13 protein-coding genes and 1 tRNA gene are annotated in these 21,547 nt (G+C 74.7%); 6 read left to right on the top strand and 8 right to left on the bottom strand.

Annotated elements, in window-relative coordinates; genetic code table 11:
* Positions 1-22 precede the first annotated feature (22 nt).
* Both AC07BS_RS19780 and AC07BS_RS19775 read right to left on the bottom strand, forming a co-directional pair.
* Positions 23-2,041, bottom strand: a complete 2,019-nt coding sequence (locus tag AC07BS_RS19780) for an exo-alpha-sialidase (RefSeq protein ID WP_478933444.1) — start codon at positions 2,039-2,041, stop codon at positions 23-25.
* Between the two features lie 100 nt (positions 2,042-2,141).
* Positions 2,142-3,074, bottom strand: a complete 933-nt coding sequence (locus AC07BS_RS19775) for a quinone oxidoreductase family protein (protein WP_478933442.1) — start codon at positions 3,072-3,074, stop codon at positions 2,142-2,144.
* Positions 3,075-3,189: 115 nt separating this feature from the next.
* On the opposite strand from AC07BS_RS19775, the gene AC07BS_RS19770 reads away from it, so the two are divergent.
* Positions 3,190-3,663: a MarR family winged helix-turn-helix transcriptional regulator gene (locus tag AC07BS_RS19770; RefSeq protein ID WP_478640186.1), complete on the top strand. Its 474-nt coding sequence runs from the start codon at positions 3,190-3,192 to the stop codon at positions 3,661-3,663.
* 131 nt (positions 3,664-3,794) lie between these two features.
* Entirely contained in the window at positions 3,795-6,155 is a 2,361-nt protein-coding gene (locus AC07BS_RS19765) for a GTPase-associated protein 1-related protein (RefSeq protein ID WP_478640184.1), read from the top strand.
* Between the two features lie 9 nt (positions 6,156-6,164).
* Here AC07BS_RS19765 and fdhD read toward each other — a convergent pair whose 3' ends face one another.
* A complete protein-coding gene (fdhD, locus tag AC07BS_RS19760) occupies positions 6,165-7,013 on the bottom strand; it encodes a formate dehydrogenase accessory sulfurtransferase FdhD (protein WP_478933440.1) in 849 nt (282 codons plus the stop codon).
* 112 nt (positions 7,014-7,125) lie between these two features.
* The gene (locus AC07BS_RS19755; RefSeq protein ID WP_478933438.1) at positions 7,126-8,457 is read right to left on the bottom strand and encodes a DUF2254 domain-containing protein; all 1,332 of its coding nucleotides are present in this window, start codon (positions 8,455-8,457) and stop codon (positions 7,126-7,128) included.
* A gap of 106 nt (positions 8,458-8,563) precedes the next feature.
* Between AC07BS_RS19755 and AC07BS_RS19750 the strand changes: the two genes are divergently transcribed.
* The 4 genes from AC07BS_RS19750 (at position 8,564) to AC07BS_RS19735 (ending at position 13,494) form a co-directional block, all read left to right on the top strand.
* Positions 8,564-8,648, top strand: a tRNA-Leu gene (locus AC07BS_RS19750).
* Between the two features lie 67 nt (positions 8,649-8,715).
* Positions 8,716-10,179, top strand: coding sequence for a uridine transporter UriT (gene uriT / locus AC07BS_RS19745; RefSeq protein ID WP_478933436.1), 1,464 nt, complete (start codon positions 8,716-8,718; stop codon positions 10,177-10,179).
* Positions 10,180-10,304: 125 nt separating this feature from the next.
* Complete coding sequence (locus AC07BS_RS19740) at positions 10,305-11,831, top strand: FAD-dependent monooxygenase (RefSeq protein WP_478933434.1); 1,527 nt, start codon at positions 10,305-10,307, stop codon at positions 11,829-11,831.
* Between the two features lie 61 nt (positions 11,832-11,892).
* Positions 11,893-13,494: an FAD-dependent monooxygenase gene (locus tag AC07BS_RS19735; protein ID WP_478933432.1), complete on the top strand. Its 1,602-nt coding sequence runs from the start codon at positions 11,893-11,895 to the stop codon at positions 13,492-13,494.
* Positions 13,495-13,507: 13 nt separating this feature from the next.
* On the opposite strand, the gene AC07BS_RS19730 is transcribed toward AC07BS_RS19735, so the two are convergent.
* Genes AC07BS_RS19730 through AC07BS_RS19715 form a run of 4 tightly spaced genes read right to left on the bottom strand, consistent with a single transcriptional unit; the run spans position 13,508 to position 21,181 of the window.
* A complete protein-coding gene (locus AC07BS_RS19730) occupies positions 13,508-14,710 on the bottom strand; it encodes a cytochrome P450 (protein WP_478933430.1) in 1,203 nt (400 codons plus the stop codon).
* Positions 14,707-16,341 (bottom strand): FAD-dependent monooxygenase, encoded by a 1,635-nt coding sequence (locus AC07BS_RS19725; RefSeq protein WP_478933428.1) that lies wholly within the window; start codon positions 16,339-16,341, stop codon positions 14,707-14,709. The genes AC07BS_RS19730 and AC07BS_RS19725 overlap by 4 nt, the downstream gene beginning before the upstream one ends.
* Entirely contained in the window at positions 16,338-19,655 is a 3,318-nt protein-coding gene (locus AC07BS_RS19720) for a ferritin-like domain-containing protein (RefSeq protein WP_478933426.1), read from the bottom strand. The genes AC07BS_RS19725 and AC07BS_RS19720 overlap by 4 nt, the downstream gene beginning before the upstream one ends.
* Complete coding sequence (locus AC07BS_RS19715) at positions 19,655-21,181, bottom strand: flavin monoamine oxidase family protein (protein ID WP_478640161.1); 1,527 nt, start codon at positions 21,179-21,181, stop codon at positions 19,655-19,657. Before AC07BS_RS19715 ends, AC07BS_RS19720 begins: the two co-directional genes overlap by 1 nt.
* Positions 21,182-21,547: the final 366 nt, after the last annotated feature.

The raw sequence follows: 21,547 nt of genomic DNA, 5'->3' as shown, positions 1-21,547 counted from the left end.
GTACGCCGCGGCGACCGGATCCTTACGGTTCCCCGCCCGGCGCGGGCGAGGAGGCCGGCGCGGGACCCGGTGCCGTCAGCCGGTCCAGGGGCAGCCGGAGCACCGTCTCCCGCGCCGCCGGCGGGGTGTTCGCCTCCCGCAGCGCCGCCAGCTCACGGTCGGTCAGCCCGCGCGCGTACACCCGGACCTCGTCCAGCTCGCCGGTGAGATACGCCCTCCCGTCCGGCTTCTGCCCCAGGTGCACCCCGAACGTGGTGTTGCGGCTCACCGTCCCCGGCACGTCCGGCACGGAGGTGGACACGCCGTCGACGGTCAGCGTCAGCCGGCCGCCCGCGCGGCGCAGCGCCAGCTGGTGCCACCGCCCGTCGGCGTACGCCTCCGCCGCCCGCACCGTCGCCGTCCGGGCCGGCTCCACCCCGCCGGGCCGGGCGGTCAGCTGCCCGGCGATCCGCCCGGTGCCGGGCTCGCCGCGCAGCGCCACCTGTGGGGCCCCGCCGACGCCACCCATCCACAGCAGCGGCTGCTCCCCGGTGCCGGCCCCGGCCCGCCGGCGGAACCACAGGACCGCCGTGAAGTCCCGGCTCCCCAGCGGCAACGCGTCCCGGTACGGCAGGAGCACCGCGTCGTCCACGCCGTCGAAGCCGAGCCCCGCCCCGAACCGGCCCGGCACCGGCCGTGCCCCGCCGAGCACCCGCGCAGGGCGGGCGCCGGGGGCGCGATCCGGCGTCGTCGGATCCGGCCCGCGGCGCGGCCCCAGCCACTCCTCGGTGAACCGGGCGAAGCGGATCTCCTGCCGCGCGTCGCTCCGCCCCGCCTCGTAGAGCAGCCCCACGGTGCCCGGGCCGGTGACCGCCATGTCGGAATAGCCGGACCAGTCGGTGGTCACCCGCCGCCCGCGCTCGGCGCCCTCCCAGGTGCGCCCCTGGTCGTACGAGGAACGGATGGTCATCGTCCGGCGGCGGTCGGGGTCGGCCGGCGCCGAGAACAGCCAGCGCCCCGGCCGGGCCGCGACCACGGCCGCCTGCACCATGGGGGCGTACAGGCCGGGCAGGGCCCGGAAGGGCGCGGCGAAGCGCGACCCGCCGTCCACGGCGACGGCGTCGTCGCGGTGGCCCAGGTCGGTGCCGTCCTGCTCGCGGCCGTTGACGTAGACCGAACCGTCGTCGCGCTCGGCCGGCGTCAGCTCGGAGGGCTTCTGCCGGTAGGTGCCGTCGGGCTCGTAGCGGTGGGTGTCCACCGCGCCGAGCCGCCAGTGCTCCCCGCCGTCGTCGCTGAGGGCCAGCGCCGCGTGATTGGCGGTCATCCGGACGCCGTCGTGGCTCTCGGCGTTGAGCCCGACGACCAGGCGGCCGCGGTGGGGGCCGTGGGCGAGCTGGACGCCGTGCCCCGGCCCGGTGGCGTACCAGGAGTTCCAGCCGGGCGGGCGGAGGTCCGCCGTCACGTCGCGCGGGCGCGACCAGCTGACGCCGTCGTCGTCGCTGTACTGCGCGTGCGGCGTCCGGTCGCACGGCACGTCGCAATTCCCGTCGTCCTCCCGGCCGTCGTTGTACGTGCTGAGCAGCGCGACGCGGCCCGTGTCCCGGTCCACGACGGGGGCCGGGTTGCCGTGGGTGTCGCCGTCGCCCGGGTCGACGACCGTCGCCGGCTCCCAGGTGCGGCCGCCGTCGGTGGAGCGTTTGACGACGATGTCGATGTCGGTGGCGTCTCCGCAGTTGTCCCTCCTCCCTTCGGCGAAGGCCAGGAGCGTGCCGCGGTTGGTGGTGACGAGGGCCGGGATGCGGTAGCAGGCGTACGCGCCCCCGTCCGGCTCCAGCCCGGCCCGGAACAGCACCAGTTCCTCGAATCCGCCCTCCGGCGCCCCGTCCGGCCCCGTCGCCGCCGAGACCCCGCCCGGCAGGACCGGAAGGGCGAGCAGGGCACCGGCCAGGGTGACGGAGGCGGCGCGGCGCACGGCCCGGGGGCCGGCACGGCGGCCGGGGGAGCGTCCCGCCCGCGTGGTGGTCGCGGGGCGCCGGTCACCGTCAGCAGGATGCGCCGCCATGGCCCGTCCCTTTCGCGTCAAGGCCGTCGCGGCCCCACGTGTCCGGTGGGCCAACGTACGGGGCGGACCCTCCTCCCACAAGGACCGCGCGCCCGACGGCTCACACGGGTCGCAGCACCACCTTTCCCCGATTGGCGCGCGCCTCGATGATCCCGTGGGCCCTCGCCGCCTCCTCCAGCGGCAGCTCGGCGTGGATGTGCGGCCGCAGGCGCCCCGCGAAGAACAGCTCCCACAGCTCCCGGCGCCACCGCTCCATCAGCTCCGGCCGGTGCCGGGCTATGAGCGCCATCTGGAAGCCGATGGCCGATTTCGCCCCCACCAGCAGGTCGTAGGCCTCGATCGTGCCGCCGCCCGAGCCGTAGGTGACCATCCGGCCGTGCGGCGCCAGGGCCGCCACCGCCGGCCCGAGCAGCTCCCCGCCGACCGACTCCAGCACGATGTCCACGGGCTCGCCCCAGGAGGCGTCGCCGTAGACCACGACCTCGTCCGCGCCCAGCGACCGGACGAAGTCCGCCTTCGCGGGCGAGCCGACCGCCGCCACCACCCGGCCCGCCCCACGCGCCTTGGCCAGCTGCACCGCCAGCTGCCCGGCGCCGCCCGCCGCGCCCGTCACCAGCACCGACTCGCCGGGCACCGGCCGCGCGGCCTCGTAGGCGCCGAGGGCCACCAGCCCGCACCGGACGAGCGCCACGGCGTCCACGGCGCTCGCCCCCGGCGGGACGGGGGAGGCCATGGCCACCTTCAGCACGGAGTACTCGGCGTATCCGTCGCCGAAGCACAGCCCCGTCACCCGGTCGCCGACCGCGAAGCCGCTCACCTCCGGGCCGAGGGCCACGACCTCCCCGGCCACCTCGCCCCCGATGCTCGCGGGCAGCGGCAGACCGCCCTCGCGGACCTTGCGGACGACGGGCAGGGTGACCCCGACGGCCTCGGTGCGCAGCAGCAGCTCGCCCGGGCCGGGCACCGGGATCCCGGTCTCCTCCAGCCGCAGGACCTCGGGACCGCCGTTCTCGTAATACCGGACGCGACGCACGCGCACCCACCTCCGCACCATGGGATCTCCCAACGTTGGACCCCCCAACGTTGGTGGTCCCTACGGTACACCTCTTCGTTGGGAAGTCCAACGGTTTCCCGGGTACGCTCGCCCCATGGCAGAACACGCGTCCGTGACCGGGGCCGGGCCCGCCACCGAGCCCGCGCTCACCCGCATCCGCACCCTCCCCAGCTGGCTGCTCAACCGGGCCTCCGCGCGCGGCCGCCGCCTGGTGGCCGAAGCGCTCGCGCAGGACGGCATGCGCATGGCGCACCACGCCGTGCTCTCCGCCGTCGCCGACCTCGGCCCCGTCGCCCAGGCCGAGCTGGGCCGTACGACCGGCTTCGATCCCAAGGACATGGTCGGACTCCTCAACGACCTCCAGGCGCAGGAGCTCGTCACGCGCGCCCCCGACCCCGCCGACCGGCGCAAGAACGCCATCACGCTCACACCCGCCGGGCGCCGTCGTCTCACCCGCCTCGCCCGGCTGGGCGACGAGGCCAACGAGGCCCTCCTCGCCTCGCTCACCCCCGCCGAACGCGAGCTCTTCCTCGCCCTCCTCACCCGCGTGGTGGAGGACGACGACTGAACTTCCCGCGAAATCCCGGGCGGCGGCCCACCGGATCTGGTGGGATGTCACCCGATGTAAGGAAGAGGATGTAAGAGATGTAGATGTAAGAGAAGAGAAGGACGAGAGGGCGAGAGGCGCGAGGGGTGCGTGTGATCCTGCAGCAGCTGCATTACACCTCCACCGCCGTCGCACCCGGCCCCAACGGCTCCGGCTTCCGCTTCACCGCCGCCAGCCCGGAACTGCCCATCACCCTGCTGGGCGAGGCCGAGCAGCTGATCGGCTACGAACCGCCCAGCGACGCCCCGGGCTGCCCCTCCGCCGAGGAAATCGCCGTCTTCCCCGTGGCGTTCAGCCACAACCGGCTCTCCGACGGCAGCCGGCTGCTCTGCCGCACGGTGCGCACCGGCCCCGGCCGCGTCGGCCGGCACGGCAACTTCCACGCCCACGCCGTGCGCCTGCCCGAGGGCGGCGGACTGCCCGGCGGCCTGCTGCCCATCGAGGCCTGGGAATCACCCACCTGGGCGGACCGCACCCCGGACGGCGGCATCCCGCAGCCCCTGGCCGGCCTCGTGCCCGCCCGGCGGATCGACAGGACGGGCCTGTTCGAGTTCGTCCACGCCCGTCAGGAGCGCCTGGAGCCGTTCCTGACGGACGTACGGACCCTCTTCCGCACCCCGGACGCCCAGCAGATCCTCGTCATCGAACGGGACAGCGCCCACATCGCCCACTGGATCGCCATCGCCAGCGCGGTCCTGCCCCGCGAGCTCGCCGACCGGCTCACCTTCACCACCTACACCCGCCGCCCCATGCTCGCCCGGCACCAGATCGTCGGCGCCTTCCCCGACGCCGATTTCGACTACGTCTCCGCCGCCGCCCAGCACCGCTACCGCGTCCACGACTGCACCGGCGGACCGTGCAGCCCCGCCCGCGCCGAGCGCGACCTGTGGGCCGCCGTCGCCGCCCGCGTCTGGCTGGCCGGCCGTCCCGCGCTCTTCGCCGAGGCCGCGCGGCGCACCGGCATCGGCCCCGGCGGGACGGACGAGGCCGACCGCCTCGCCGCCCTGGCCGCCCGCGAGGGCATCGCCCTGGAATCCGGCGGCCGCACCGCCGCCGCCCGCTGGACCCGCGAGCAGGCGCTGCGCGGCGACCTCGACGACACCCTGCGCACCCGCCTGCTGGCCACCCTCGCCGCCGGCGGCACGGACCGCACGCCCGAGGAGTGGACCGTGCTCGCCTCGCTCGCCGAGGAGTTCTCCCGGCCGGCCTCCCGCACCGCCGTCGCCCCCCTCCGCCGCGACCTCCGCGCGGAGCTCACCCGCGCCGCGGAGAACGCCGACACGCCCCTCGTCCGCTTCCTGACCCTCCTCCGCCTCGCCAAGGCGCTCCGCGTCGACCACGGCCCCGTCCTCCCGGTGCTGACCGCGCGTCTGACCGCCGTCCTGCTCGACGACACGGCCCCCGACCGGAAGGTCGTCCGCGCCGCCATCGACGCCCACAAGGAACTGCGCGCCGCCGTCCTCGACGGACTCGACCGCACCGCCGCCACGGAGGACCCCCGGCCCATCACCCGGCTGCTGGCCGCCGAGCTGCCCGGCGCCGACCTCACCGGCCGCCCCCATCTGCGCATGGCCGCCGCCATGGACGGCCGCCCCGCCCCCGAGGGGTACGACCGCCCGGCGCTCCTCCACACCCTCGTCAGGACCGCCGGACGCGAGCACGGGGAGACGCCGTCCGTGCTGCGCACGGCCTTCCGGCTCATCTGGGGCGACGCGCCGCCGACCACCGCCGAGGCCGACGCGCTCCTCGGCTCGCTCCCCGACTCCTGGCCGCACGCGGACGGCCTGCACGACGCCTTCGTGCGCGCCGCCCTCGGCAGCGACCACGACGACCCGGTCGCGCCCCGGCTCGCCGGCCGGCTGCTCGCGTGCCCGCCCGCCGGCGGCGCGGAGCTCCCACCGCGCCCACGGGCCGCGCTGACGCTCCTTCAGGAGGCCGGGGCGCTGGCCGCCGGGGAGGCCCCGCCCGGCTGCGTCGTCCGGATCACCGCCCTGCGCCGCCGGGCCGCCCCGCTGGAGGCCGGGGTCGACGAGCGGCTGACCGGCGCCGTCGCCCGCCACCTGCTGTCCATGGACCCGCCGCCCGACCCCGGCGAACTGCCCGACCTCGTCCACGCCGAGGACGAGCGGCTGCTGGAGGCCTACGCCGAGGAGGCGCGCGGCGAGGCCGTGGCCGACCTGCTCGCCGCCACCCCCACGTACGCCGCCGTCTGCTTCATCGCCTGGCACACCGCCCCCGGCGTGAGCGACCTGTGGGACGGCCTGCGCACCGAGCTGCTGAACACCGTGCTCCGCCCCGAGGTGCGCCGGATGTCCGCCGACGACGTCGAGGAGGTCCGGCACTGCCTGCGCCAGGTCGGCGGGCAGTGGGCGGAGATGTTCCACGAGTGGGACCGGTTCGGGGTCCTGGGCCGGCTCAGCGGCCGCTGGCGGGGCTTCGGCCGCCAGGGCTGACCCCGGCGCTCACTCCCCGTCGGCCCGGTCCAGCACGACGCGTTCCTCCCCGGCGTAGACGTTCATCGACGCGCCGCGCAGGAAGCCGACGAGCGTCATCCCCGTCTCGGCCGCCAGGTCGACCGCCAGCGACGACGGGGCCGACACGGCCGCCAGCACCGGGATGCCGGCCATGGCCGCCTTCTGGGCGAGCTCGAAGGAGGCGCGCCCCGACACCAGCAGGATCGTGCCCGACAGCGGCAGCAGCCCCTGCTGCAGCGCCCGCCCGACGAGCTTGTCGACCGCGTTGTGCCGCCCCACGTCCTCGCGCACGTCCAGGAGCTCGCCGTCGGCACTGAAGAGCGCGGCGCCGTGCAGCCCGCCGGTGCGGTCGAAGACCCGCTGGGCCGCGCGCAGCCGGCCGGGGAGCTCGGAGAGCAGGGCGGGCTCGATCCGCAGCGGCGCCGGCCCGTCGGAGAGGGGCCAGCGGGCCGTGGTCCGGACGGCGTCCAGGCTGGCCTTGCCGCACAGGCCGCAGGAGGAGGTGGTGTAGACGTTGCGCTCCAGCCCGGTGTCCGGGACGGGTACGCCGGGCGCGAGCCGGACGTCGACGACGTTGTACGTGTTCGAGCCGTCGTCCGTGGCGCCCGCGCAGTAGACGATGTTGGTCAGTTCGTCGGCGGCCCCCAGCACGCCCTCGCTGACCAGGAAGCCGGCGGCGAGCGCGAAGTCGTCGCCGGGGGTGCGCATGGTGATGGCGAGCGGCTTGCCGTTGAGCCGGATCTCCAGCGGCTCCTCGGCGACGAGGGTGTCCGGGCGGGCGCTCTGGGCCCCGTCCCGGATGCGGATGACGCGGCGGCGTTCGGTGACCCGTCCCATGGCGATCAGTCCCGGAGTGAAGTGAGTGAGTACGCGACGAACGCTCTCACGCGACGGGGGCCCCGCCTCGGTCGGGGGCCCCGCCTCGGTCGGGTGCCCGCCCGGGGGTGCCCTAGCCGATCCCCTGGCGGTCCGGCAGCAGCGCGAAGTCCCGGTCCGCCGCCTCGCGCTCCGTGCGCTCCACGGCCTGCTCCAGGAGCGTACGGTGCCGCTCCAGCGGCGTCCGCCGCTCGGCGGGGGCCAGCCACCACAGGTCCTCGAAGGCGGCCATCAGCCGGCGGGTCACCTGGGGGCTGTCCGTGGCGCACCCCCGGACCTCGGTGAAGCCGAGGTCGACGAGGTCGCCCCAGCCGGGCAGGTCCTGGACGAGCCGGACGGCACCCCGGCGGTCGCGGTGGTGCAGCGCGCCCAGCGGTCGGCCGGCGACGGCGGCGAGGAACTGCGTGATCCGGTCGAGGCACTGCACGGCCGTCGTGGGGTCGTTGACGGCGGGGGAGAGGGCGCGCTGGGCGATGTCCGACAGCTGCCGGAGGCCGAACCCCAGGTCCTGGTGGAAGGTGCGCTCGACGCCGACGTAGACGGTCCAGCGCAGGGCGCGCCGCGGCGGGGCCGTCGTGCCGCCGTGCACGGCCAGCAGCGGGGTCCCGGGCACCACGAAGTCCCCGATCCGCGGGACGAGCCGCAGCACCACGCCCTGCCGGCGGGCGGCCCGCACCAGCCGGGCGATGTTGACGTCCCGCAGCACGCCCGCGGCCCCCGTGTGGGCGACCTCGGCCCCGGCGTGCGGCAGCGCGACCGACCGGTCCTCGCCGGCCGCGTACCGCTCGATGACCCGGAAGGACTCCCGGGTGATCCGGTCGATGACGTGGCTCACCCGCATCAGCCGCAGCGTGGAGTTCACATAGGCGATGAAGAGGCCCAGGCTCACCAGCACCAGCAGGACGCACGCGATGCCGGAGACCACGGGCACGGTGGTGACGGTGCGCGGATCGTCGTTCCCCTCGTACGACGCCTGCACCAGCAGGGTGAAGAGGAACGTGGCCAGGAACACCGCGAACGTGCACTTGGTGATCCGGCTGCGGACGTAGAGCCGTACGACGCGCGGCGAGAACTGGCCGCTGGCCATCTGGAGCGCCACGAGCGAGATCGAGAAGACGACGCCGATGAAGGTCAGCATGGCCGAGCCGACCGTGGTGATGATCGTCTTGGCGTCGTCGGCGATCCCGATCAGCGACGCGACGGCGGCGTCGTCCCCGTGCTCGCGCAGCGTCCTGATCAGCAGCTCGTCCACCGCCAGCGCCCCGGTGGCCAGCACGCCGGCGCCCACCAGCCCCACCGTGGGCGTGAACCAGAAGGTGTCCCGGAGGTGCTCCCGCAGGGGCGACAGGGCCCGCGGCCGCCGTCTGGGGCCACCCGGGGCGGTGGAATGTCCGGGATCGACCATGCATGGACCTTATGCCCCGGACGAAAGGCCTGGTGAAAGGCACTCCGAAACCTTGATAGAGTTATCCATGTCGCCGCGGGGAACACCCCGCAGAGACAGACACCTGGTCCGGGTGGCGGAATGGCAGACGCGCTAGCTTGAGGTGCTAGTGCCCTTTATCGGGCGTGGGGGTTCAAGTCCCCCCTCGGACACAACGAAAAACCCCAGCTGAGCTGGGGTTTTTCTGTGTGTGCAGTTCCCAGCGGAGATCCATCAAGCATGAACGTTTCCACCACCGAACGCGCGGACAGCGTCGCCGGTGACCGGTCCGCCACCGATGTGACGGGCCGCCGTCCCGTCCGCGTGGGTGTGCTGGTCACCGCGCTCCTGACCGCCTGTATCGCCTTCCAGCTCAACGCCAGCATGCTCAGCCCCGCGCTGAAGAGCATCGAGGACAGCCTGGGCGCCAGCTCGGCCGAGATCGGGCTCACCCAGACCGCCTTCTTCACCTCGGCGGCGCTGTTCTCGCTCTTCCTGCCCCGGCTGGGCGACATCGTCGGCCGCCGCAAGGTGCTCGTCGGCATGCTGGTCCTCATGGCCGTCGGGTGCGTCGTCGCGGCGCTGGCGGAGAGCGTGCCCATGCTGTTCGCCGGGCGCATCCTCCAGGGCGCGTCCGGACCCACCGTTCCGCTCTGCCTGATCATGCTCCGGGTCGAGGTGACCGAGCCCAAGCGCTACGGCACCCTGCTCGGCGTGATCACGGCCGTCAACGGTGGCGTCGCCGGCGTCGACTCCCTCGCGGGCGGCTTCCTGGCCGACGAGCACGGCTTCCAGTCCGTGTTCTGGGTCATGGCCGTCGTCGCCGTCCTCGCGGCCGCCCTCGCCGCGTTCATGACCCCGGAGTCCAAGGTCGCCGGTGCGGACCGGATGGACTGGCCGGGCGTCGCGCTCCTCGTGGTGTCGGTCGGCTCCCTGCTCGTCGCGCTCAACGAGGCCGGCAAGCTGGCCGCCGCGAACTGGGCGATGATCGCCGCCCTGGCCGCCGTCTCCGCCGCCGCCTTCGCGCTGTTCTGGCGCACCCAGGACCGCGGCACCCGTCCGCTGGTCGCCACGCGCCACCTCAAGCAGCGCGGTACGTGGGCGACCCTGCTCACCACGGTGCTCACCATGACCGGCGTCTTCGCGGTCATGAACGGCCTCATCCCGTCCCTCGCCCAGGACGTGCACGCCGGTCTCGGCATGTCCGCCGAGGCCTCCGCGTGGTGGACCCTCACCCCGTACGCCCTCGCCGGTCTGGCCATGGGCCCGGTCGCCGGCCGCCTCGCGGCCACCTACGGCTACGGTCGCGTGCTGCGGCTGGGCCTCGTCGGGTCCGCGGCGTCCGTCGTGCTGATGATCCTCACCGTTCCCGCCCACTCGCGGGTCCTGCTGCTGGTGACCTCGCTGCTGGTCGGCATCACCTACGCGGGCGTGGCGAACATCGTCCTCAACGGTCTGGGCATCGTGCTGTCCCCGAAGGAGAACCCGGGCTTCCTGCCGGGCCTGAACGCCGGTGCCTTCAACCTCGGCGCGGGTCTGAGCTTCGCCCTCCTCTACGCGGTCAAGACGGCCACCCAGCCCTCGGACCCGTCCTCGTCCACCGGCTATACGGCCGGCATGATCGCGGGCGTCGTGATCATGGCCGCCGCGCTGGCGACGTCCTTCCTCGTCCCGAAGCCCTCGGGCGCCGAGGAAAGCGCCTGAGCGTTCGGCGGAACCCATGAGAACCCCGGCCTCCGCCGGGGTTCTCTCTTTTGCCGGTACCCCCGCGCCGACTTCCGAGGCAAGGTGGAGGCAGGGCCTTGAGCGCTCGACGGGGGGAGACAGTGATGGGGGACTTCCGGGACGTCGTGGTCATCGGGGCGGGGCCCACCGGGCTCGCGCTCGCCATAGGACTGCGGCGGTACGGCGTGGACGTCGTCGTCGTGGAGAAGGAGGCGCGCGGCAAGCGCGAGGCGCGCGCCGGGGTGGTGTGGCAGCGGGCGCTGGAGGTGCTGGCGGACCTGGGCTGCGCCGAGGAGATGGTGGCGGCGGGGGTGCTGCTGCGCGGGGTGGAGCTGTTCGCCGAGGGGCGGCACGTCGGGGGCATGGCGATGGGGTGCGGGGGGACCGCGTTCCCGTATCCGCTGTCCATCGAGCAGGACACCGTCGAGCGGCTGCTCGGGGAGCGGCTGGCGGCGGTGGGCGGCGAGCTGCTGTGGTCCACCGAGGCGCAGGCGGCGCGGGTGACGGAGGACGGGGCCGAGGTCGACCTCCGGTACGCGGGCGGGGGCACCGGCACCGTCCGCTGCGGCTGGGTCGTGGGCTGCGAGGGCGCGCACAGCGTGGTGCGGAAAGGGCTCGGCATCCCCTTCGAGGGGGATCGGCGGCCCGACCTCCAGTGCGTACAGCTCAACGCCACGGCCGAGTGGCGGCATCCGCACCACTCCGACCGGATCTCCTTCTTCCTGGAGCGCGGCGCCTCGCTCGGGGTCTCGCCCCGGCCGGGCGGCGGCTACCGCTTCTTCTGCTTCCGCACCGACCCCGACCCCTCGGTGGAGGAGCCGCCCGGGGTGGCGGAGATGCGCGACCTGGTGGCCAGGACCGCGCACGACCCCGGCGTACGGCTGACGCCCACGGACCCGCCGTGGGCCAACCGGGCGCGCTTCCAGGACCGGGTGGCCGCGACGCTGCGCTCCGGCAGCGCGCTGCTCGCCGGGGACAGCGCCCATCTGTGGGCGCCCATCGGCGGGCACGGGCTCAACACCGGGCTGCGTGGCGCCCACAACCTCGCCTGGAAGCTCGCGTCCGTGCGGCGCGGCCTGGCCCCCGTGGAGCTGCTCGACACCTACGACACCGAACAGCGGCTGACCGCCCACAAGGTGATGCGGGAGATGCGGCACAACCTGCTGGAGCTGCCGCCCACCGCCGTCACCCTCAAGGGGATGCGGCTGGCCGGGCCGCGGCTGATGGGCAGCGAGCGGTTCGCCGAGCGGATCCGGACGACGCTCAGCGACCTGGCCATGCACCACCGCGAGAGCGCGCTGTCCGAGGGCGGGGGCGGTGACCGACTGGCCGATCCGCCGGTCACGCTCGCGGGCCGCAGGGGCAGGCTGCACGACGCGCTCTCGTACGGGCGCTGGACCCTGCTGGCGGCCCCCGGGGCGCGTCTCGACGAGGGCCGCCTCCTGGCGTTGACGGGGCGTCATGCCGACCGGGTCGCGGTGGTGCGGCCGCGACTGGACCCGGGGATGGAACGCCGGCTGCCCGCGACGGCTCTGGTGCTCGTCCGCCCCGACCGGCACATCGGGCTCAGTACCGATCGGGTGGAGGAGCTGGAGGCGTACATGCGACGGTGGTTCGTACGAAATAGCTAATATCGGAGAATAGCCTCCTATTGAACCCCCGGCGGGTCATCCCGGACCATGAGGAAGAGGGATGAAGCGGAAACGGGGGGACACCATGACCGACGACTCCTGCCGGGATGTCCTGATCATCGGCGGCGGGCCCACCGGCCTCGCGCTCGCCGTCGCGCTCCGGCAGTACGGGCTCGACGTGGGCGTCGTCGACAAGAAGCCCGGCACCCAGCGCGAGGTGCGGGCGAGCGTCATCTGGCAGCGGGCGCTGGAGATCCTGCGCGACCTCGGCTGCGCGGACCGCTTCATGGACCGCGGACTGCCGCTGCGCCGGGCCGAGATGCACGTCCGGGGGCGCTTCGTCGGCGGGCACGACAACGCCATGCCGCACACCGCCTTCCCCCGGCCGCTGGGCATCGAGCAGATCGCCATGGAACGCCTGCTGGCCGAGCGGCTGGCCGAGACGGGCACCGCGGTGGAGTGGGAGACCGAGGCCCTGGCCGTCCGCACGTCCGCCGGCGGCGCCGAGGCCGACGTGCGCGGTCCCGGCGGACGGCGGCGGACGATCTCCTGCCGCTGGGTCGTGGGCTGCGAAGGGGCGCACAGCCTCGTCCGCAAGACCCTGGGCATCGCCTTCGAGGGCGAGCGCCGCGCCGACCTCCAGGCCCTCCAGATCAACGCGGTGCCCGAGTGGAAGTACCCCGTCGCCACCGACGTCACCTACTTCTTCCTGGAGCACCGGGTCTGCCTCATCGCCTCCCCGCGCCCCGGCGGCGGCTACCGCTTCTTCGCCTTCTGCCAGGACCCCGACCCCGGCCTCATGGACCCGCCCGGGCCGGCGGAGATGCGGGACCTGGTGGCCCGGGCGGCCCACGACCCGGCCACCCGGCTGCTGCCGACGGAACCGCCGTGGCTCAACCGCGCCCGCTTCCACGACCGCCTCGCCGCCTCCCTGCGCCACGGGCCGGCCCTGCTGGCCGGCGACAGCGCCCACATGTGGGCCCCGGTCGGCGGGCGCGGCCTCAACACCGGCTTCCGCGGCGCCCACAACCTCGCCTGGAAGCTGGCCGCCGTGCACCGCGGCTGGGCCGTCGACGCCCTCCTCGACACCTACTCCGCGGAACAGCGGCGCGTGGCCCAGGAGATCATGCGGCAGATGCGGCGCAACCTCCTGGAGCTGCCGCCGGCCCCCGCCACCCTGGGCGCCATGCGGCTCCTGGGCCCGGTGCTGCTGGGCAGCGAGCGGTTCAACCGGCGCGGCAGGGCCCTGCTCAGCGAGCTCACCCGGCACCACCGCGACAGCGCCCTGTCCACCGACACGGCGGGCGCGCGCGGCACGCTGCGCGCGGGGGACCGGCTGCCCGACCTCCCGGTCGGCGAGGGCGGCAAGCGGGGCGGGGCGCACGACCTGCTGGCCTACGACCGGTGGACGCTGCTGCTCGTCACCGAGGGCGACGCGGTCGGCAACGACCACCAGTTCGCCCCGCTCAGCCGGCTCGTCGGCCGGTACGCCATCCCCGCCGACGTCTCCGTCCTGCGGCCCGGGCAGCTCGACGACGGCGCGCTGCCCGGGGGCACGATGCTGCTGGTACGGCCCGACGGCCACATCGGGCTGCGGGCGCGGCTGGCCGACCAGCGGGCCCTGGAGGACTACCTGCGGCGGTGGTTCGTACCCAAGAACTGACCTCGGCCGGTCCTCATGACGCCGTCCTTATGACCATCCGCGACGGCCCGTGGAAGACCAGGTCGTCGGCGTAGCGCACCGGCTCGTCCGCCAGGGCGAGCCCCGGCAGCGCGCGCAGCAGCTCCAGCAGGCCGGCCTCGGCCTCGGCGCGCGCCAGCGGGGCGCCGACGCAGTAGTGCGCGCCCATGCCGAAGCCGGCGTGCCGGCGCGCGTCACGGCGGACGTCGAGCAGATCGGGGAGGGGGAAACGGGCCGGGTCGCGGTTGGCGGAGCCCAGCACCAGGGTCACCTTGTCACCCTTGGCTATCGCCCGGCCCCCTATCCCGTCGTCCGCGTACGCCCACCGGCTGATCATCTGCACCGGCGAGTCGTAGCGGATCAGCTCCTCCACCGCGCCCGGCATCAGCTCGGGCCGGGACCGCAGCAGGGCGAGCTGATCCGGGTGGACCAGCAGTGCGAGCAGGCCCTTGGACAACAGGTTGGTGGTCGTCTCGTGACCAGCCGTCAGTAGGTGGATGCAGGTGCCGACCAGGACGTCGTCCCCCAGCGGAAGCCGCTCCTCGGCGCGCAGCATCCCCCCGATCAGATCGGCGTCGTAGCGGTGCTGGGCCGCCCTGCGGCGGGCCAGCTCGGCCCGGAAGTACGCGTCGAGCTCCCGCGCCGCCGCGTCCGCCACGGCGAACCCGTCGGCCCGCCGCGCCGCCCGTGCGCTGGTGGCCTGCTGGAGGTCCACGGCCCGGGCGCGGAACCACGGGCGGTCCGCCGCGCGGACGCCCAGCAGTTCGCTGATGACCAGAATGGGGAGGGGCGCGGCGAAGCGGTCCACCAGGTCCGCGGTGGCCGACTCCCGCAGCCCCTCGGCGAGCTCCGCCGCCAGTCGGCGGATGCGCGGGCGCAGCCCGTCGACGATGCGCGGCGTGAAGCTCCTGGCGACCAGCGCGCGCACCCGCGTGTGCTCCGGAGGGTCCATGAAGACCATCCAGTTGGCGGTGGTCCGCCGCAGATGGGGACAGTCCCCGGGCAGCCGGGACGGCAGCGCGCCGCGCCCGTAGTGCCGGCTCGTCAGCACCCTCGCCACGTCGTCGTGGCGGAAGAGCAGCCACCCGTCGGCGGCCCTGTGCACGGGGTCCCGCTCGCGATAGCGCCGGTAGAGGGGGTACGGGTCGGGGACGGGGACGTCCGCCGTACGGAACGGGGGCAGGGGCGTACCGCTCATCGCGCGCCCCCCGGGGTGACGGTGCCCCGTACCGTGTCCGCCAGGCCGTCCGGGTCCGCCGGAAGGGCCGTGCCCCGCCAGGCGACATGGCCGTCGGGGCGGACCAGCACGTGCGATCCGCGGTACGGCTCCGGCGCCGCCGCGCGGTCCCAGCGCGTGACGTCGAGCGGCACGCCCCGCCGGCCGAACGCGTCCTCGAACTCCTTGAGCCGTGCCTCGTCCGGCTCCGCCGCGCACAGCAGCCGGAAGGAGCGGCCGAAGAGGTCGAGCACCGAGCGCCCCGGTGCCAGCCACGCGTGCGGCGCCCGGCCGCCCGGCAGGGGTGTGTGCCGCCAGTCCCCGTCGCCCGCGTCCCCCGCCTCGTCGGCCGCGATCAGCGGGGAGTCGTAGCGGTGGCCGAAGTGCACGTCGGGCGACTCGAACTCGCGCCGGACCCCGCTCTTCCGCAGCCCCTCCGCCAGCCGCGCCCGGGCCGCCGCGCCCTCGGGGGCGTCCAGCAGGATCTCCTCGGGCACCGGGCGGCGCACCGTGCGGAGCAGATGGGCGTTGGCCTCCTCCAGGCTGTGCGCCGCGACCGGGCGGCGCTCGGCGTCGTAGGAGTCGAGCAGCCCGGGGCCCGCCCAGCCGGCCAGGTCGCCCGCGAGCTTCCAGCCGAGGTCGGCGGCGTCCGCGATGCCGGTGTTCATCCCGAAGCCGCCGGAGGGCGAGAGCGTGTGCGCGGCGTCGCCCGCGAACAGCACCCGGCCGGCGCGGAAGCGCTCGGCGACGCGGTGGGTGAGGTGCCAGACGTTCTCGGAGAGGATCTCGACCGGGGTGTCGAAGGCGATGGCCGAGTGGACGAGGGAGAGGGCGTCGCCCTCCAGGGCCAGCTCGTCCCCGGCCGTGAGCCGGAAGAGCTCCCGGCCGTCCATCGACCGCAGCGGGAAGCGCAGCCCGCCCGGCCGGACCAGGAAGTGGACGAGTGCGGTCCGGTCGCCCAGGCGTTCGCGCAGCCCGGGCGCCCGGAAGAGGATGTTGCGGAAGACCCGCGTGGGGTGCGCGGCGGGCGCCGCGACACCCAGCGCCTTGCGTACGGGCGAGGAGGCACCGTCGCAGGCGACCAGGTACCGGGCCCGAACGGTCCGGAGCCCGGCGTCCCCGTCCGGGCCGGTCACCGTGGCGGTGACCCCCTCGTCGTCCCGGGCGACCTCCTCCACGCGGTGCCGTAGCCGCAGCGGCCCCGCAGGGTGGACCCCCACCGCCCGCGCCAGCAGCGGGGACAGCCAGTGCTGGGGGCACACCTGCTCGGGCTCGGGCGTCCAGGGCAGCTCCGGCCGGCCGGCGACCGTGCCGAAGTCCAGGCGGTGGATCTCGTGCCCGCCCAGCGCGGTCACCCAGGCGACGTCCAGGGGGTGGTCGGCGGGCCAGCCGGCGGCGCGGATGGCGTCCGCGACGCCCCAGCGCCGGAACAGTTCCATCGAACGGGGCCCGACCGTCCCCACCTTCGGGTGCGGGACGGCGCCGTCCGATGCCTCCAGCACGGTGTGGGCGACGCCCCGGTACGCCAGGTCCAGGGCCAGCGCCAGGCCGACCGGGCCGGCCCCCACGATCAGGACGTCGGTCTCGTCGTACGTCGTCGCGGTGTTCCTCATGCCCCTCGTTCCTCACTCCGGCGGAAGAAGTCGGCGTAGAAGGCGGCCATGTCGGCGACCTGCGCGGGCACCGGCTCGCACTTGCGCGCCGCCGCCGACAGGTGGTCGAGGCGCAGGGCCAGCGAGCGGCGGGCCACGTCGGGCCGGGGCACGCCGGCCGGCCGGGCGTCCAGTTCGAAGGTGGGGCCCGCGGTCCGGCCGCGCCGGCCCGACTCCATCGTGACCAGCAGCTCCGCCAGCGGGCGCATCATGCCGGTCATCACGTCGATCGACGCGTTCATCAGCCTCGAGCGCCGCAGGCTGCCGTCCGGGCTCTCGGTGAAGTGCTGCGCCATCAGTTGCAGCATCAGGTGGTAGGAGTGGTTGAAGAGCCGCCCCACGGCGCGCGCCTCGGGGTCGGTGACCGCCTCCTTGGCGCCGCCGCCCCGGCCCAGCGTGGGGTTGCGCGGGACCGGGTAGGCCGGGTTCCACGGCAGGAGCCGCCCGTACGGGCCGGGCACGCGTTCGGTGGTGAGCGCCTCGCCGATCCGCAGGAAGCTCTGGAAGTGCGAGTCCTCCGAGGACGCCGAGGACTCCGCGGGCGCCGCGCCGCCGAGGACCCCGCCCTCGCCCTGCTCGGTGATGAAGTCCACCGCGAACAGGGCGCTGGAGAGGTCGTCGACCTCCAACTGGTAGTCGGGGTGCGCGGTGTTCACCGACTCGCGCATGAACAGGTGGTGTTCGCCGCCCCCGCGGCCCTTCTCGACCAGGAACAGGTCGGGGACGCGCCGCAGGCCCTCCCGGATGCCCGCGTACAGCTCGCTGACCGAGCTCCAGGTGAAGCCGAGCGGCCGGGGCCCGCCGTTCCGCCCGCCGCCGCCCTCCCGGTGGACGTCGGGGACGAGCCCCGCGGGCTGCTCGATGGCGATGTAGCGCTGCACACTGCCGACGCTCAGCCCCTCCAGGGCGAAGTCCAGCGGCACCGGCAGCTCGGTGTTGATCGTGCCGAAGTCGACGAGCGGGATGTGGAACGGCTCGCCCATCGCCGTGATGATGTTGTTGACCAGCAGGAAATGGATCATCTCCTCCCGGGCCACGTCCAGCAGAACGCCCCGGATCCCGTCGTCGCGGGTCGCCCCGCCCTGTCCGCACGCGAGCTCCAGCTGCCCGGCGGTCCACTGCCCCCGGCGCACGTACTCCCGGCCCGCGCCGTGTGTCGGCACGGAGAACGCCGCGTAGAGGTACTGGAGGGTGACCGCCAGCTCCAGCGCCGCCGCCTGCTTCAGTACGGTCCACAGCTCGCCGCGGGTGCTGATCGGCGGCCCCGAGCCCAGCACCGCCGGGACGGTGAGCGGGGGACGCGTCCTCGCCTGCTGGTTGCGCAGATATGCGAGCAGCAGCCGGGCCTTGGCGTCGGTGAGGTCGCGGGTGGGCGGCATGTAGTACGTCTTGTCCTTGTTGCGGGGGTCGCACATCTGCCACACGAGCTCGGCGTAGGTCTCCACCTTGCAGCGGTCGGCGAGGCTGAAGACCTCCGCCCGCATGAAGCCCGACAGATGCTCGTAGTAGGCGAAGACCTCCCGGTGCAGCAGCGCGAAGTCCACCTCGGGCCGGGGCACGTCGTCCAGGTGCCAGTCGTCGGGCAGCACGCGCACGGCCAGCGACCCGGCGCCCGCCCAGAAGCCGAGCGCGTCCGCGTCGTCGTACGCCGCCCACGCCGACCCGGGCGCGGCCGGGTCGACGGGCGGCACGGCGGCCGGGTCCGCGGCGAGCAGGACGCGGCAGGTGCCGGCCGCCTCGCCGCGCAGGGTCAGCAGGCCGCGCCCGTGCGCGTCGGTCTCCACCGCGCAGGAGGCGGCGTACGGGCCCTCGTCGCGCATCCCGAGGAGCACGGCGTCGTCGCACCGGGCCGCGGCGGCCCCCGCGACGGGGTCGGCGGGCAGGGCGCGGGGATTGAAGTACTGGAGGGCGCGGACCGTGCCCGCGCTCGCCGGGCGGCCGCGCACGAACGACCGCAGCGGCACGCCGACCGCGTGGTCGTGGCCGTGCGCGCGGTCGCGGTGGTGGAGGACGACCAGGGCCTCGTCCGTCTGGACGTTGACCTCCCGCTCGGTCAGCAGCGTCGCCCGCCGCCCCGTGCCGTCCGGGACGGTGCCCGTCAGACACAGCCCCTCGTCCGCCGCCGCCTCCCAGCCCGGCTCGGCGGGGACCGTGACGACGCCCGAGGTCGCGTCGGAGGGGTAGGCGCCGGCCGGCACCCGGGCGATCAGCCGCCCGGAGCCGGCCGTGCGGAGCTCCAGTTCGCCGGCGTCCAGCGGCGGCCCGAGCCGGTGCAGCGGGCCGGGGCCGGCCCCGGGCGCCCGGTGGGTGAGGGGCACGGCGGAGACCATGTTGAGGCCGGCCCGGCCCTCCGCCACCTCCACCGTCATGTGGTGCAGCGCCCCGCCGGCCCCCGGCGCGGGGACGAGCAGCCGCCCGGCCGGGTAGGAGCGCATCTCCGTGGCCCGCCAGGGGGCGATCGTGCCGCGCACCCGCCAGTGGCTGGGGGCGTCCGGCACCGTGGGCGACGTCATGGCGTCCAGCGCGAACTGGACCACCAGCCCGTCGGCGTCCTCCGCCGCCCGGCGCAGCGCGCCGACGGCGGGGGAGAGGGCGCTGTCCGGCAGCCACCCGAGCCCGCCCGCCGGGCCGCCGGGCGGTGTCAGGACGAACTGGTGCACGGCGCAGTAGCGCAGCTGGTGGGCCAGGACGTGTTCGCCGACGTCCAGGATGTGCCCGAAGTCGATCCAGCGCGGCGGCTGGAGACCGGCGACGGGGCCGGTGAGCATATAGCCGTCGTCGTGGGACCGGCCGAGGCGGCCGAAGCCGAACCGGCCGATCATCAGGGCCGTGGTCCACCCGGAGGCCGGGTCGAGGTCGAAGACCCGGGCCCGGTTGACGGTGGTGCGCAGGTAGTCGTTGTAGTGGCCCCAGACGTCCACGGCGCGCCCGACGACCGGGTCGTCCGTGGCCGGCGGGTCGCCGGGCGCGGCGTCGGGGCCCTCCACGGAGACGACCTCGGCGGTGATCCAGAAGTGGCCGTTGCCGTCGAAGTTCCAGCCCTTCGCGGCGCTGAACTCCCCGTCCGGCGTGGGTCGTCCGGCCGCGTCGTAGTGCGGGCCGCGGCGTCGCAGCCAGTCGTGGTACTCGGTGGCGGGCCGTTCGGCGGGGAACGGTCCGTCGTCGGTCAGCGCCCGGTGGGCCGCCAGGTCGGCCAGCCCGCAGCGCGGGCCGGTCGGCAGCTTGGTGGTGGCGGTTCCGGCGAAGTGCAGCCTGGGCAGGTCGAAGACGCTCATCACAGGGCTCCCGCGGGGTCGTGCCGCCCGGCGGCGGTCGTGGTGCGGTGGGCCGGCTCGTGCCGCTCCACCGCTTCGACGGCGCGCAGCGCGGACTCGATGCCTCCCTCGATCCACGCGGAGGCCGCCGAGCAGTGCTCGCCCGCGAAGAACAGCCGGCCCACCGGTCGGAAGGCCCGGCGCAGCTCCTCCGCGCACCGTTCGTCGCTCTTGCCCCAGCGGAAGGCGCAACCGCCGCCGCTCCAGGCGACGTTCCCCCAGGCCACGCTGACGACGTCCAGCACCATGCCGGGGGTCATCAGCTCGGGGTGGGCCACGCTGAGCTCGTCGAGGACGAGGCGGTGACGGCGCCTGACGGACATCCGGCCGAAGCGGGCCGCCTCCTCGCCGATGGTGTAGCTGGCCAGCAGCGCGGCGCCGCGCCCCGGATCGCCGTCGGGCACCGGGTAGTACGTCTGGCGTACGCGGCCTCCGGTGAACGAGGCGCCGCCCTGGATTCCGCTCTCGCGCCAGAACGCCTCGCGGCAGTGGACGGCCACCTTGGTGGCCGGGCAGTAGTCCACCTCCCGCAGCACGGCCAGCTTGTCGGTGTCCAGGCCGCGCAGCCGCATCCGGCGGACGGCCGGGAACGGCGCGGTGCACACGACGAGGTCCGCGTGCGCCGCCCAGGTCCGGGCGCCGGCGCGGACCGTGAGCAGCACCCCGTCGTCGCGTACGTCGATGCCGGTGACCCGGTGGCCGAGCAGCACCGGCCCGCGCAGCCGGCCGGCCACGGCACGCGTCAGCTGGTCCATGCCGCCGTGCAGCCGCAGCAGATCCGGGCTGGTCTCGGCGAGGATGTCGTCGAGGAAGCTGTTGAGCCGGGCGCTGCAGCCGGCCCGGATGCCCGGGTGGTCGGCGAACAGCGCGTGGAGGTCCACCCGGTCGCCGGCCGGTCCGCGCAGATACGGGTGGGGGTCGACCCCGGCGACGAGGTCCAGCAGCTGGTGGCGCAGGTCGGCGCGGAGCGCCGCCCGCAGGTCGGGCGGGGCGATGGCGTCGACGATGGCGGTGAGCCAGGCGCCGAAGACCACCAGGCCCTCGTCGTGGCCCCGCCGCGGGCGGTCGCGTTCCAGTTCGCGCCGGAAGTCCTCGCGCAGGGTGCGGGCGGCGTCCCGGACACGTATGAATCCGCTTCCGGTGCGCAGGAACGTGTTTTCGTCGGACAGGAGTGTGGGAAAGGAGCGGAGTTTCCCGTCCAGTCCCGTACGGTGAATGTAATCCAGGGTGTTCCGGTGGTGGGACGGAATGCGCATGGCGCCGAGTTCCACGGATGGGGCGCCGGGGCCGGATCCGAACCGGTGGGTGTGAATGCGTCCGCCGATGCGCGTGGTACCTTCCAGTACCCGGACGAAGTACCCCCTGCGTTCCAGTTCGAGGGCGGCTGTGAGGCCGGAGATTCCGGCTCCGATGACGGTGACCCGGCGGCCGGGTCGTTCGAATTTATCGAATGTGTGAGCATGCCAAACGCGCTCGGCGCCGTCCATGGTGTTCCCCCCGTGACCTGCTCAATTCCCCGGTCGAGCTCGCTTAGATATTTCATATGCGCGGGCTCCCGGCAATGGTAATTCAGGCCGATGCCTTTCCGGCGAGGGGTTTTCGGGGGGCGTCGACAAATGTTTAGACGGCATACGCAGGAAAGCGTCCGGAGGTCGTCCGGGAATCCCATCGGGGAATGCGCAGAATCGGGTCGGGGAACCCGACGCCGGCCCCATGTCACCCATGGGTCGCTCCCGCCACGGCGGCGTACTCCCTGAGGAGTACGGAAAAGCCCGTACTCAAGTACGACGCCCCGGGTGTGCGGAAGAGGCATCGTGGAGGTATGGATCAGCAGGGGACGGGGAACGCGGGAG

Source organism: Streptomyces sp. NPDC044063 (genome assembly GCF_056434285.1).
The sequence above is the reverse complement of the archived record's forward strand: the minus strand, read 5'-3'. Positions and strand labels throughout refer to the sequence as shown.